Origin of the sequence: Rhizobium sp. BK591 (genome assembly GCF_014195045.1) — a bacterium.
Classification (GTDB): Bacteria; Pseudomonadota; Alphaproteobacteria; order Rhizobiales; family Rhizobiaceae; genus Rhizobium; species Rhizobium anhuiense.
On the sequence record NZ_JACIAZ010000002.1, the window covers coordinates 212,242 to 224,656 of the forward strand.

A 12,415-nucleotide genomic window follows, 5' to 3' on the forward strand; every position below is an offset into this window, starting at 1 on the left:
ACATTCCATATGCTTATGCGCAAGTTTTAATGAAGGGGACAATAGCGGAATTTTTCGTGATAGCACGAGTGCCTGATGTAAACAGTCTGTCTTATGTGAGGTGTCAATGCGGGTGGCTTTCTACGCGCCGATGAAATCGCCGAACCATCCGGTGCCGTCAGGCGACCGGCTGATGGCACGGCTGTTGATCCGGGCGCTGGAACTTGCCGGACACGAGGTCGAGGTTGCTTCCGAATTCCGCGCCTATGCCTCTACACCGGAAGCCGCAGCGGAGCTCGAACCCGCCGTCCACACCGAATTGGAGCGGCTGCGGTTGGCATGGAAATCCGCGCCGCGGCCGGATCTCTGGTTCTGTTACCACCCCTATTACAAATCGCCCGATCCCTTCGGGCCTGTCCTCTCTGCCGAATTCGCCATTCCCTATGTCACCGCCGAAGCCTCCTATGCGGCAAAACGCAACGCGAGCGGCTGGGCCGCGTCGCAGACGTGCGTGGGCGCGGCGATCATGCAGGCGGCGGTCAATATCAGCTTCACCGAGCGTGACCAGGCAGGACTTGCCTCCGCCTTTCCGCAGGCGCGCCTTGCCCGTCTGAAACCCTTCATCGATACGACGCTGTTTGAAACGATTTCGCCGGAGCCCGATCGGCGCCGGCTGATGACGGTCGCGATGATGCGGGCCGGCGACAAGATGGACAGTTATGCGATGCTCGCAAAAGCATTGCGGCTGATCGAAGACCGGCCCTGGACGCTTGTCGTCATCGGCGATGGTCCGATCCGCCACGAGGTGCAGGCGCTGTTTGCCGATCTTCCCGGCCGCGTCGAATGGCTGGGCGAGCGGAATGCCGTCGAGATTGCCGAGTTGCTCGGACGCGGCGGCCTCTATGTCTGGCCCGGTTGCGGCGAGGCCTATGGCCTTGCCTATCTGGAAGCCCAGGCCGCCGGCCTGCCTATCGTCGCGCAAGAAACGGCGGGCGTGCCCGCGGTGGTCGAGGCTGGCGTGACCGGCCTGCTGACAGCGGATGGCGATGTCGTGGCCTATGCCGGCGCCGTGGCCGCCCTGCTTGACGACAGGCAAAGGCGCGACGCCATGGGGCAGGCGGCACGGCGCTTCGTGCTCAGGGAGCGTTCGCTTCCCAACGCGGCGCGTGTGTTGAACGGAATTTTGCAGGACAATCTGGGAATGGGAGCGACGGGATGACCGACAAGATGGCCTGGGAGCCTCTGCGGCGCGAGCTTGACCGCTGGCAGGCGGCCGGCCGCGTGGCGCGGTTCTGGCTGCGGGATGACGATGCCGTCGAACCGACGCCGGCACTGGAGACACTGACGGCGCTCGCGGGCGAAAGCAACGTTCCGCTGACGCTCGCGGTTATTCCCGCCCTGACCGGCGAGGCCTTGGCCGCGCGCCTAGGGGAGGAAACAGCCATCACGGTTGCGGTGCATGGCTGGTCTCATACGAACCATGCGGGGCCGGAAAAAAAGAAGCAGGAACTCGGCGGCGAACGCCCGGCGGATGTCGTGCTCGGCGAGTTGCGGGAAGGTTTCCGGCTGTTGCAGCTGTTGCATCCGGCCCGCTTCCTGCCGATGCTGGTGCCGCCTTGGAACCGGATCGACGCTAGTCTTGTCCCGGCGCTGCCGGGCCTCGGATTTACCGCCCTTTCGGTTTATGGGCGGGCAAGGCAGGATGGCCCGGTGCCGCTGCTCAACACCCATGTCGACATCATCGACTGGCACGGCACGCGCGGCGGACGGGGCGAGGCGGAATTGGTGGCCGAACTGGTAGCGGAGCTCCGCGATCGGTTTGCCGGCAGCGAGGAACCTGTCGGCGTGCTCATTCACCATCTGGTGCACGATGCGGCCGCATGGGACTTCCTGTCGGCCTTGTTTGCAGTGACGGGCCGGCATGCGGCCGTCCGCTGGTCATCGGCGTCGGAGCTGCTTGAGCATGTCGCGCAATAGTGTGCCGCGGTTTTGCGATAACGACATGCGTAAAAACAAGATCAGGCGGCGTGAACGCGCCCGAGGAAGTCTCGCATGAGTGCGACGACGTCATCGAGATGCGTCTCGAGCAGCCAGTGGCCGCCGCCCAGCAGATGCAGTTCGGCATCCGGCAGATCGCGCAGATAGGCTCGCGCCGATTTTTCCGGCATGTAGTGGTCGTTGGGACCCCAGACGATCAAGGTCGCAGGCTGGTATTCCCGCAGGTATTTCCGGTGTTCCGGAAACCAGGCCCGGTTCTCCTTCAATCCGGCGATCAGGTCGATGGCGATTTCCTTGCGCCGCGGCGTGGTCAGCGACCAATGCAGCTTCCAGAGATCGGGCGGGATGGTACCGGCCTGAGCCGGCGGCAGATCGTTGAGGAATTCATCCCTGAAGGTGTCCTCGCTGACCGCTTCCGCCAGCGCCGTCCTCATCTCCGAAATTGGAAGCGTCCACGTCGCCTCGATATCGGCATACTTGGGTCCGAGGGCATCCTCATAGGGGATGTCGCCATTCTGGATGATGAGCGCCACGATGCGCCGAGGCTCTTTGATTGCCAGCCGCGCGCCGATAGGCGACCCGAAATCGTGCAGGTAGAGGACGAAGCGGTCGATATTGACGGCGTCGATAAAGGCCTGCAGCCAGGCGGCATAACCATCGAAGCTGTAGTCGAAATCGTCAGGCGTGCCGCTATAGCCCGCGCCAGGGAAATCCGGTGCGATCAGGCGCCAGCGGTCGGCAAGGCGCGGCATGAGATTGCGAAATTCATAGGACGAGCAGGGGTAACCGTGCGGCAGCAGCAAGACCGGAGCATCCGGCCGACCGGCCTCGCGGTAAAAAGTCTCGATGCCTGCGACCGTGATCGAGCGATGCCGGACGAGAGCGGACATCGGGAAGCTTCCGACGCTGCCGCTCACTTTCGATCCCCTTCATGCTGCTCGGCGCCCTCTACCGGCCGCAGCCAGGGCTCGCGGCGCTTGATCCAGAGTTCGTAGCGCGGCACAAGCGGCGTCGGGGCATCGGACAGGATACCGAGCTTGATTTCCGCCTCTTCGTCATCGGCGGAAAACAGCCGCGAACCACAGCCGGTGCAAAAATGGCGACCTCGGAACTCGGCGGTTTCCCCAGAATGTTCGAATTGGTCGGCTGGCCAGATCCCGTAAAAGGTAAAGGCCGAACCGCTTTCTTTCCTGCAGTCGGTGCAATGACAGATCCCGACGCGCAAAGGTTCGCCTCGAACAGAGATCTGCACTTGCCCGCAAAGGCACTTTCCGGAAAACACGGTCATAGCTGGTCCCCGCGCAATGGTTTACCTGCCGGGAAACGGCCTGATCCAGCATATGTTCCGTCAGCAAGCTGAGGTTTCGCGGGTTGCTAGATCACCACGGTCTGATTGTCGCGGGCGGCAAAGGATTCGGGGAAGGCGGCCTGCGCCTGCGCTTCCATCTCAGCCAGCTGTTCGTCGGTGCGCGAGGGGGCGTGGTGGAAGAGCGCGAAGCGCTTGGCGCCCGCCATCTTCGCAAGCTCGGTGCCGTGCTGCCAGGTCGAATGGCCGAAGCCCTTGAAACGCTGCATCTCGTCTTCATTGTAGGTGCAGTCGTAGACGACGAGATCGGCGTCCTGCATCATCTCCAGTGAGACCGGATCATAAGCGCCCGGAATATGTTCGATGTCATAGACGAGAGCGATCGAACGGCCCTGCCATTCGACGCGGTAGCCGATGGCGCCGCCCGGATGGTTCAGCATGAAGGTCTTGATCGCGATGCCTTCGTGGGGGGTCAGAACCTGACCGGGATGGAAGTCGCGGAAGTTCATCGTCGCCTGACAGATGTCGGTCTTGACGGGAAACCAGGGCGGGCTGATGAACTGATCGACCATTTCCCGCGTGCTCATCTTGCCGTCGAGGTGGCCGGACCAGATGTTGACGTTGATCGAGGGGTAATAGATCGCCTTGAAGAAGGGCAGGCCGATGATGTGGTCATAGTGGCAGTGGCTGAAGAACAGGTCCACGTCGCTGACGCCGTCGGCGAGCAGCGACAGCCCCGCCTCGCGCAGGCCGGAGCCCGCGTCGAAGATCATCCGATGTTTTCCGCAGCGAATTTCGATGCAGGAAGTGTTACCGCCGTAGCGATCGAACTCGGGGCCCGACACTGGAATACTGCCACGGACGCCCCAAAATTTTACCTGAAACAGTTCTGTCGTCATCGTTCTTCAAACCGGCCTTCCCGCGTCGCCATCGTAGTCATTGTTTATCCCGATGCGAAGCAGTAGAATTCCACGGGTTTGCCTGCGCCCCCTTTCATTCTCCTAACCGCTAGCGGAAGAAGAAGTAGATTTTCCTAAGCAATCGGCTTTCGCTTCGGAAAGCAAGCCGGTTTGGTTGGTTTTCGGTAAACGGGCTGCTGGGGCGGGGCGTTTTCCGCAAGTCATGCCTATTAGATGGTTGCGCGCGATTGAAAAAACAATTGCTGCCTCCTCAGGCCCAGATCCACCGCATGCCTTTATCAAGATCGTGGCACGCCAGCGCGGCGTCAGGCAGTTCCAAGCCTTTTGATATTTCCTATGAGGTCCGCGGCGAGACGCAACGAGGCGGCGGTTGCCATGGTCATTTGCGGCAGCAGCAGCCATTCGAGCGTCCAGGCAGCGCCTGAGCGTTCCTGCTCGTGGACGAGGGACTGGTGGATGCCCGAGAGAACAGTGGCATTGAAGCGGGCGAGCGAGATCAGGACTTCGGCGGAAACCGGGTTCTGCTTGTGCGCCATCGCCGACGAGGTGCCGCCGCCGGCAATTTCGATTTCGCCGCCGGCCTGGGCGAGCAGCGCGATATCCTGGCCTATCTTACCGAGGCTGCCCGATATCGACGCGAACACGCCGGCGATATCGGCGATCGGCAGACGCCCGCTCTGCCATTGCGTTGCGTCGGTAAGGCCGAGCTCCTGGGCGAGCGAGGCGCGAACGGCTGCGGCCTGCGACCCGAGCTTATCAAGCGTGCCGGCCGCACCGCCGAACTGGACGGGAAAACTCTGCTCGGTCAGGCGGTCGCGATAGGTCGCGAGCGGCGTGCGCCAGGCTTCGAGGCGATCGGTGACGGTGATGGGGATCGCCGCCTGCATGCGGGTATGGCCCATCAGCCGGTTTTGGCCGAACTGGCCGTCGAGCGCATCGAGCCCTTTGAGGATGGCGGAAAGCCGGCCGGCAAACAGGAAGACGACGGCCTTCAGGCGGACCATCAGGCTGGTATCGATGACATCCTGGCTGGTGGCGCCGAGATGGAGACTCTTGGCCGCCTCCTCGCCGACAGCGGTGCGCAGCTGCTTGATGAGTTCGGGGATGACGACACCGTCCCTTGCCGTTGCCGATCGAAGGCTGGCCAGATCGGGCGAGAAGGCGGGGCAGATTTCGGTGATGCGCCTTGCTGCTTCGGCGGGGATGAGGCCATGGCCGGCTTCGGCCCTGGCGAGCGCGGCCTCGAAGGAGAGCATGGCGCGGATATCGGCCTCGGCGGAAAAATAGGAGGCGATTTCACCGTCGCCGAGCAGGCCGGAAAGGAAGGGGTGGTCGAAGGGCGATGCGGTCATGATTGTCTCGCTTTGCTGGCCCCTCATCCGGCTGCCGCCACCTTCTCCCTATTGGGACGGGACTGCGGTGGCGTCCGCGCTTTATGGGCAGGTAATCTCGCGTGGGCACGTCCCTCTCCCCTCGGGGAGAGGGACGGTGAGGGGGAGGCTACTTGCACAGGGCTTTCCGAACAAGCCACCGGCATACCCTCAGATATCGAGAAATACCGTTTCCTTGGGACCCTGCAGATGGATGTCGAAATGGCAGGTCGCGCCGTCGCGGGTGGCGACCATCGTTGCGACGCGCTCGCGATGTTCGATGCGGGACAGCAGCGGGTCGGCGGCGTTGGCCTCCGTCTCCTCCGGGAAATACATACGCGTATGCAGGCCGATATTGATGCCGCGGGCGACGATCCAGAAGGTGATGTGCGGGGCTTGTCTACGGCCGTCCTTGAAGGGGACACGGCCGGGCTTGACGGTCTCGAAGCTGTAGACGCCATCCTCGGCGCGGGTCGGGCAGCGGCCCCAGCCGGTGAAATTCGGATCGGCGGTTCCGCGCATTTCCGAAGGGCTGTTGTAGAGGCCGGCGCTGTCGGCCTGCCAGATCTCGATAACGGCATCGCGCACCAATGCGCCGGCGCCATCGAAGATCCGGCCGGTGACGGTGATGCGTTCGCCGAGCGTCTTGTCATTGACCATCTCGATGCCGAGATCGGTGTCGTAGACGCCCTTTATGTCGCAGAAATTCGGCGTCAGGCCGATATGGACATAGGGGCCTGCCGTCTGCGACGGGGTTTCCTTGAGATAGCCGAGCTGTTGCATGGTCAGTTGCCCTCCAGCCTGTTTTCGAACATCGTCGAGCGGCGGCCGCGCAGCACGATATCGAATTTATAGGCGCGTGAATCCATCGGGATCGTGTTGCCCCAGTCGAGCGGCGCGATCAGCTGCTCGATCGCCGCCTTGTCGGGGATCGTGCCGACGATCGGACATTTCCAGATCATCGGATCGCCCTCGAAATACATCTGGGTGATCAGGCGCTGGGCAAAGCCGTGGCCGAAGATCGAGAAATGGATATGGGCCGGCCGCCAATCGTTGACGCCGTTCGGCCAGGGATAGGCGCCGGGGCGGACGGTGCGAAAGGAGTAACGGCCTTCCTCGTCGGTGATGGCGCGGCCGCAGCCGCCGAAATTCGGGTCGATCGCCGCAAGATAGGTTTCCTTCTTGTGGCGATAGCGGCCGCCGGCATTGGCCTGCCAGAACTCGACCAGGGCGCCGGCAACCGGCTTAGCACGTTCGTCGAGCACCCGGCCATGGACGATGATGCGTTCGCCGATAGCGCTTTCGCCGGGGCGCGCATAATTCAGGATCAGGTCGTTGTCGAGTTCGCCGATCATCGAATGGCCGAAGACCGGACCGGTGGTTTCGGAAACCGTGCCGTCGAGCGACAGCAGCGCACGCTGCGGCGCGCGCAGCACGGAGGTCTTGTAGCCGGGGGTCAGCGCCGGCGCATGCCAGGCACGGTCGCGGCCGAAGAAGGCGCCGGTTTCGGGTTTGCGATTTGCTCGTTCGGACATTTTTCCCCCTCAGGCCGCCTTGTCGGCGTCCATCTGTGCAAAGGTCTGCTTTGCGATCTTGATCGCGTGATTGGCGGCGGGAACGCCGGCATAGATCGCCACATGCAGCAGCGCCTCGCAGATATCCTCACGGGAGGCACCCGTATTGACGGTGGCGCGCACATGCATGGCGACCTCGTCGTCCTGGCCGAGCGCCGCGAGCAGAGCGATGGTGACGATCGAGCGCTCGCGCTTCGTCAGCGCCGGGCGCGACCAGACATGGCCCCAGGCGGCTTCGGTGATCAGTTCCTGGAAGGGACGGTCGAACTCCGTCGATGCGGCGGCGGCTCGGTCGACATGGGCGTCGCCGAGCACGGCGCGGCGGGTCGCCATGCCTTGGCGATAGCGCTCGGAGGAGGACGCGGTTTCGTTCATGGGCTGTTTTCTCCAGGCGTAATGGATGTGAGGAAGGCGCGGATGACCGCCGTCAGCGCTTCCGGCTGCTCGACGCAGGGAATGTGCGCGCAATTGGGGATGACCTCATAACGCGCGTCGGGGATAAGCTTGGCGGTCGAGAGCACCAGATCGGGCGGCGTCGAGCCATCCTGGTCGCCGACGACGCAGATTGTCGGGACAGTGATCGTCTTTGCAGTTTCGGTAAAATCGGCGTCGCGGATCGCGGCGCAGGCAGCGACATAACCTTCGACCGGCTGACGCGTCAGCATGTTGCAATAGCCTGAATAGGCGGTGTTTTCGGGCCGGCGGAAGGCCGGCGTGAACCAGCGCTCCATGATGGCGTCGACGATGCTGCCGATGCCGTTTTTCTCGACGGCGGCAATGCGGGCGTTCCAGCTCTCTGCTGTGCCGATCTTATGGGCGGTGTCGCACAGGATCAGGGCACTGACCAGGTCCGGCCGGCGCTGATAGAGCGACTGGGCGATGAGGCCGCCGACGGAGAGGCCGCAGACGACGGCCTTCTTGACCGACAAGAGATCGAGCAGGCCGGCGAGATCCGTCGCATGATCTGCAATCGATGAGGGGAGCTGGCCGACATCGGACAGGCCGTGGCCGCGCTTGTCGTAAAGCACGATAGGGAATTCGCCGGCAAGCCGCACCACGACGTCGCGCCAGATGCGGAAATCCGTCCCGAGCGAATTGGTAAAGACTATCACCGGCCTGTCGGCTGGTGCACCGATGACCTGATAATGGATCGTCACGTCGTTTATGCGGGCGAATTGCACGTCATTCTCCTCCTGAAGGCGAAATTGAATGTTTGATCCGGTTAAGTAAAATGATATTTTCAGGCTTTTCGATAACTTCGGAGTTATGTGAGCGATGATCGACAGCCGCGTCAAGTTTCGCCATCTGCAGACCTTTGTCGAGGTGGCGCGGCAGAAGAGCGTCATGAAGGCCGCCGAATTGCTGCATGTCAGCCAGCCGGCGGTCACCAAGACAATCCGCGAACTGGAACAGGTGCTAGGTGTCGATGTCTTCGAGCGCGACGGCCGCGGCATCAAGATCACCCGTTACGGCGAGGTCTTCCTGCGGCACGCTGGTGCGGCGCTGACGGCGCTGCGCCAGGGTCTCGATTCCGTCTCGCAGGAGCAGTTTTCCGAAGCGCCGCCGATCCGGATCGGCGCGCTGCCGACGGTGTCATCGCGAATCATGCCGCGGGCGATGGAGCTCTTCCTCAAGGAGAACACCTGGAGTCGGGTGAAGATCGTCACCGGCGAGAATGCGGTGCTCTTGGAGCAGCTTCGTGTTGGCGATCTCGATGTCGTCGTCGGGCGTCTGGCAGGCGCCGAGAAGATGGCCGGCTTTTCCTTCGAGCATCTTTATTCCGAACAGGTAGTGTTTGCCGTGAGCCCCGGCCATCCGCTGCTCGACGGCCGGCAATCGCTGTTTTCAGGTTTCGGCAACTACACGGTGCTGATGCCGACGCGGGGTTCGATCATCCGGCCGGTGGTCGAAAATTTTCTCATCGCCAATGGCGTCGCCAGCCTGCCCAACCAGATCGAGACGGTATCGGATTCCTTCGGCCGCGCTTTCCTCCGGGCAAACGACGCGATCTGGATCATTTCCCACGGCGTGGTGGCCGACGATGTCGCCGACGGGCGGCTGGCGCTTCTGCCGATCGATACCGGCGAGACCAAGGGGCCGGTCGGATTGACGATGCGCGCCGATGCCGTTCCGTCGCTGCCGCAATCGATCCTGATGCAGACGATCCGGGAGGCGGCAGGCGAGGTTTCCTGAGGTAATGGAGGACGGACCGATGGAGGATCAGAAGAGGAGTCTCGGCAGGCGGGCGACGGAAGCGACGGTGAAATTCGTCGCAGTGCTTGCGGCGATGATCTTCATCGCGGCGGGCTCGCTGTCCTATTGGCAGGGCTGGCTGTTCCTTTTCAATTTTGGCGGCTGGATTGTCGCGACGACGGCCTATTTCCTGAAATATGACCGCGCCTTGCTGGAACAGCGGCTGCATGTCGGGCCGGCTGCGGAGCGGGAACCGGCCCAGAAGCGCATTCAGCTTTTCAACGGCATCGTGCTGATCGCGCTCTTCATCGGTTCGGCGCTCGATTACCGGTTCGGCTGGTCGGCCATTCCGGCGCCGATCGTGATTTTCGGCAATGTTCTGATGGCGGCCGGCTTTTACGGCTGCTTCCTCGTGCTGCGGCAAAACAGCTTCGCTTCGGCAACGGTCGAGATCCGCCGGGATCAGCGGGTCATTTCAAGCGGGCTCTACAGCGTCGTGCGTCATCCGATGTATGCGGCGGCGCTGGTGCTCTTCGTCGGCATACCGCTGTCGCTCGGCTCCTATTGGGGCCTGCTGGCCATCCCTCCTGCCTTTGCCGGACTTGTCGCGCGACTGCTGGACGAGGAGAAACATCTGACAAGAGACCTGCCGGGTTACGCCGAATACCGCCGCGAGGTCCGCTACCGGCTGCTGCCTGGGCTATGGTGACGGCTCCATTGGAGCAATTCTTGAAATCTGTTGCCGAATGCCCAGATTTGGACTATGTCTAATTCAAGACAGGAGGCTGTTATGCAGCATGCGCGACGCACCGAGCACCGGGAAGACCAGGGGCCACAGCGGCTGGACATGGATCGCTTTGCGCCGGCAAATCGCAAGAGGCTAAGCGCACCGGCCTTGCGGACCTTCCTGGCGATCGCCGATCTCTGGGGGCTGACGGAAGAGCAGCGTCTGCTCGTACTCGGTTACCCCTCCCGGTCGACCTACCACAATTGGGCCAAACAGGCGCGCGAGCACGGCGCTTTCACGCTTGACGTCGATACGCTGACCCGGATCTCGGCGGTGCTCGGCATCCATCAAGCACTCGGTGTGCTTTTTGCCGATGAGCGCGCCGGCGTCGCCTGGCTGCGCACGCCGCATCAGGCGCCGGTTTTCGGCGGGCATCCACCGCTTGATATCGTGACCAGCGGAACTCAGGACGGGCTGATGACCGTCCGCCGGTTTCTCGACGGCGCGCGCGGCGGTCTCTACATGCAGCCGAACAGGCTCGACGAAGCCTTCGCGCCTTACGAAGATGCGGACATCGTCTTCCGGTGAGGGATCGATTTGCAGAGGCGCCGCGTCCGTCACACCGGCTGATCCCGTCGCAATTTCCACCGATCGGCCTTTTCGAGACGGTGACGCGGGTGGCCGACCTCGAAGCGGTGATGGAACTCGTCGGCTGGACCAACGACCGTCTCGTCGCCGATCGCATCCAACGGCTTCCCGAAAACGAGTGGGTTTACGGCAGGCCGAACGCCAGTATCGTCATGGCGGCTTTCCTGCATGTTGCGCCGGGAGGAATGCGGTTCAACGGTCCTGATCTCGGCGCCTGGTATGCCGCCGACGAACTCAGGACAGCCGCCGCCGAGGTCGGCCATCATCTCCGGCGCGAGGCTGTCGCACGCGGGGTAGCAACGATGGCACGCACCTATCGAAGCTATGCGGCCGCCCTGATTGGCGATTACCTCGACATTCGCGGCGAAGAGAGGCTGCGGCCCGATGTCTATGACGGCACCAGCTATGCGGCGTCGCAAGTGCTGGGGGAAGAGGTGCGCTCGAGCGGCGGCGCCGGTATCCTCTACGACAGTGTCCGGCTGAGAGGCGGGGTGGCCATCGTCGCGCATCGGCCACGCAACATCCGGGACGTCGTGCAGGCCGATCATTTCGAAATCACCGTTTCCGCCACCGACCGGCGCATCGATATCAGGAAGCTTGCCGCCTGATAGCGGCAATCGCAAGGTGAGCCTCAAACCGGCAATCGTTCGGCCCAGGCCTTTGCCGCCTTGGCCATCGTGGCGAGGTGATCGGCGCTCGAGAAGCCGGAGATCGTCTTGCGCGGCTTGAGGTCGTGGTCGCCATCCTCAAGCCAGAGGATCTCGATCCTGTCGGAGAGATCATAGCCCGGCACCTCGTCTCGTGTGCCGAATTCGTCGCGCGTTCCCTGGCAGATCAAGGCGGGCGTCCTCAGCCCGGCGAGATGGGCGGTGCGCAGCTTCTCCGGCTGGCCGGGCGGATGGAAGGGATAGCCGAGGCAGAGCAGGCCGGCGATCTTTCCCCTGTGATAGAGATCGTCGGCGATCATGCTGGCGACCCGGCCGCCCATCGACTTGCCGCCGATGATAAGCGGGCCGCTGGCGCCGAGCGCGGCAATGGCCGCCTCATATTCGGGATTGAGCGATTCGGCGCGCGGCGGCGGCTTGCGGCCTTCCGAGGTGCGGCGGGCGGCCATATAGGCGAATTCGAAGCGGGCCACACGGAAGCCAACGCCGGCAAGCGCATTTGCCGCTGCTGTCATCGACGCCGAATCCATCGGCGCGCCGGCGCCATGTGCCAGAAGGATGGTGAAACGCGCATCCTGAGGACCCTGCAGCAGAAACCTGTCAAGCATCGGTAATCCTCCATGCCGTCGTCGGAACCATGTCGACGGCCGTGACTTCTTCACTGAAAGGAGACTGACAATGTCGACGAATGATCAAAACGTAAAGCCCGAGCAGCGGCGTCCCAAAGATGTCGGCGCCGTTCCCGACAAGCCGGAGCCCGCAGACGCAGAATCGATGGCGCCGCCGGCGATGCAGCCGGCCGGGGTCGGGGACAAGAGCGAACGACCGGTGGTCAATCCCGTCAGTGGAGTTGCCATCTGACGCACCTTGTCAACGTCCTGCCGAATAGCCCTTGAAACCGGGGCGCAAAGGGTCCATATACCGGCCCTGCCTGAAAAATGGATGCGCGCGGTATCGACGTTGTCGAACTGTTCGTTGTCCGACAGGATAAGGGCGCTCCCCGCAAGGGTCGAGCGCCCTTTTTGCTTTACAGCC

16 protein-coding genes are annotated in these 12,415 nt (G+C 62.9%); 7 read left to right on the top strand and 9 right to left on the bottom strand.

Annotation, left to right across the window (positions count from 1 at the left end):
- Positions 1–106: 106 nt before the first annotated feature.
- Both FHX10_RS08075 and FHX10_RS08080 read left to right on the top strand, forming a co-directional pair.
- On the top strand, positions 107–1,198 hold the full coding sequence (locus FHX10_RS08075) for a glycosyltransferase family 4 protein (RefSeq protein WP_047614806.1): 1,092 nt from the start codon (positions 107–109) through the stop codon (positions 1,196–1,198).
- Entirely contained in the window at positions 1,195–1,956 is a 762-nt protein-coding gene (locus tag FHX10_RS08080) for a polysaccharide deacetylase family protein (protein WP_047614808.1), read from the top strand. The genes FHX10_RS08075 and FHX10_RS08080 overlap by 4 nt, the downstream gene beginning before the upstream one ends.
- A gap of 41 nt (positions 1,957–1,997) precedes the next feature.
- Here the strand turns inward: FHX10_RS08080 and FHX10_RS08085 are convergent, their stop codons facing one another.
- From FHX10_RS08085 to pcaD, 8 genes are all read right to left on the bottom strand, one after another.
- Positions 1,998–2,867 (bottom strand): alpha/beta fold hydrolase, encoded by an 870-nt coding sequence (locus tag FHX10_RS08085; RefSeq protein WP_097595678.1) that lies wholly within the window; start codon positions 2,865–2,867, stop codon positions 1,998–2,000.
- A gap of 23 nt (positions 2,868–2,890) precedes the next feature.
- On the bottom strand, positions 2,891–3,265 hold the full coding sequence (locus FHX10_RS08090; RefSeq protein WP_097595636.1) for a GFA family protein: 375 nt from the start codon (positions 3,263–3,265) through the stop codon (positions 2,891–2,893).
- 86 nt (positions 3,266–3,351) lie between these two features.
- Positions 3,352–4,182, bottom strand: coding sequence for an MBL fold metallo-hydrolase (locus FHX10_RS08095; RefSeq protein WP_028756262.1), 831 nt, complete (start codon positions 4,180–4,182; stop codon positions 3,352–3,354).
- Between the two features lie 326 nt (positions 4,183–4,508).
- A complete protein-coding gene (locus tag FHX10_RS08100; RefSeq protein ID WP_097595679.1) occupies positions 4,509–5,555 on the bottom strand; it encodes a 3-carboxy-cis,cis-muconate cycloisomerase in 1,047 nt (348 codons plus the stop codon).
- A 189-nt stretch (positions 5,556–5,744) separates the two neighbouring features.
- Positions 5,745–6,356, bottom strand: coding sequence for a protocatechuate 3,4-dioxygenase subunit alpha (gene pcaG, locus FHX10_RS08105; RefSeq protein ID WP_028756260.1), 612 nt, complete (start codon positions 6,354–6,356; stop codon positions 5,745–5,747).
- Positions 6,357–6,358: 2 nt separating this feature from the next.
- Entirely contained in the window at positions 6,359–7,108 is a 750-nt protein-coding gene (gene pcaH, locus FHX10_RS08110) for a protocatechuate 3,4-dioxygenase subunit beta (RefSeq protein ID WP_047612700.1), read from the bottom strand.
- 9 nt (positions 7,109–7,117) lie between these two features.
- Positions 7,118–7,522, bottom strand: coding sequence for a 4-carboxymuconolactone decarboxylase (gene pcaC / locus FHX10_RS08115; RefSeq protein ID WP_047612703.1), 405 nt, complete (start codon positions 7,520–7,522; stop codon positions 7,118–7,120).
- The gene (gene pcaD / locus FHX10_RS08120) at positions 7,519–8,328 is read right to left on the bottom strand and encodes a 3-oxoadipate enol-lactonase (protein ID WP_047612705.1); all 810 of its coding nucleotides are present in this window, start codon (positions 8,326–8,328) and stop codon (positions 7,519–7,521) included. The genes pcaC and pcaD overlap by 4 nt, the downstream gene beginning before the upstream one ends.
- A gap of 94 nt (positions 8,329–8,422) precedes the next feature.
- Here pcaD and pcaQ point away from each other — a divergent pair, with 94 nt between their 5' ends.
- The 4 genes from pcaQ (at position 8,423) to FHX10_RS08140 (ending at position 11,323) form a co-directional block, all read left to right on the top strand.
- Positions 8,423–9,340, top strand: coding sequence for a pca operon transcription factor PcaQ (pcaQ, locus tag FHX10_RS08125; RefSeq protein WP_184389241.1), 918 nt, complete (start codon positions 8,423–8,425; stop codon positions 9,338–9,340).
- A 19-nt stretch (positions 9,341–9,359) separates the two neighbouring features.
- Complete coding sequence (locus FHX10_RS08130; protein ID WP_097595637.1) at positions 9,360–10,049, top strand: methyltransferase family protein; 690 nt, start codon at positions 9,360–9,362, stop codon at positions 10,047–10,049.
- Positions 10,050–10,130: 81 nt separating this feature from the next.
- The gene (locus FHX10_RS08135; RefSeq protein WP_047612708.1) at positions 10,131–10,655 is read left to right on the top strand and encodes an MbcA/ParS/Xre antitoxin family protein; all 525 of its coding nucleotides are present in this window, start codon (positions 10,131–10,133) and stop codon (positions 10,653–10,655) included.
- Positions 10,652–11,323 (top strand): RES family NAD+ phosphorylase, encoded by a 672-nt coding sequence (locus tag FHX10_RS08140; RefSeq protein ID WP_047612710.1) that lies wholly within the window; start codon positions 10,652–10,654, stop codon positions 11,321–11,323. Before FHX10_RS08135 ends, FHX10_RS08140 begins: the two co-directional genes overlap by 4 nt.
- Before the next feature lie 23 nt (positions 11,324–11,346).
- Here FHX10_RS08140 and FHX10_RS08145 read toward each other — a convergent pair whose 3' ends face one another.
- A complete protein-coding gene (locus FHX10_RS08145; RefSeq protein ID WP_097595638.1) occupies positions 11,347–11,988 on the bottom strand; it encodes an alpha/beta family hydrolase in 642 nt (213 codons plus the stop codon).
- 70 nt (positions 11,989–12,058) lie between these two features.
- Here FHX10_RS08145 and FHX10_RS08150 point away from each other — a divergent pair, with 70 nt between their 5' ends.
- A complete protein-coding gene (locus tag FHX10_RS08150) occupies positions 12,059–12,241 on the top strand; it encodes a hypothetical protein (protein ID WP_047612715.1) in 183 nt (60 codons plus the stop codon).
- Positions 12,242–12,415 lie beyond the last annotated feature (174 nt).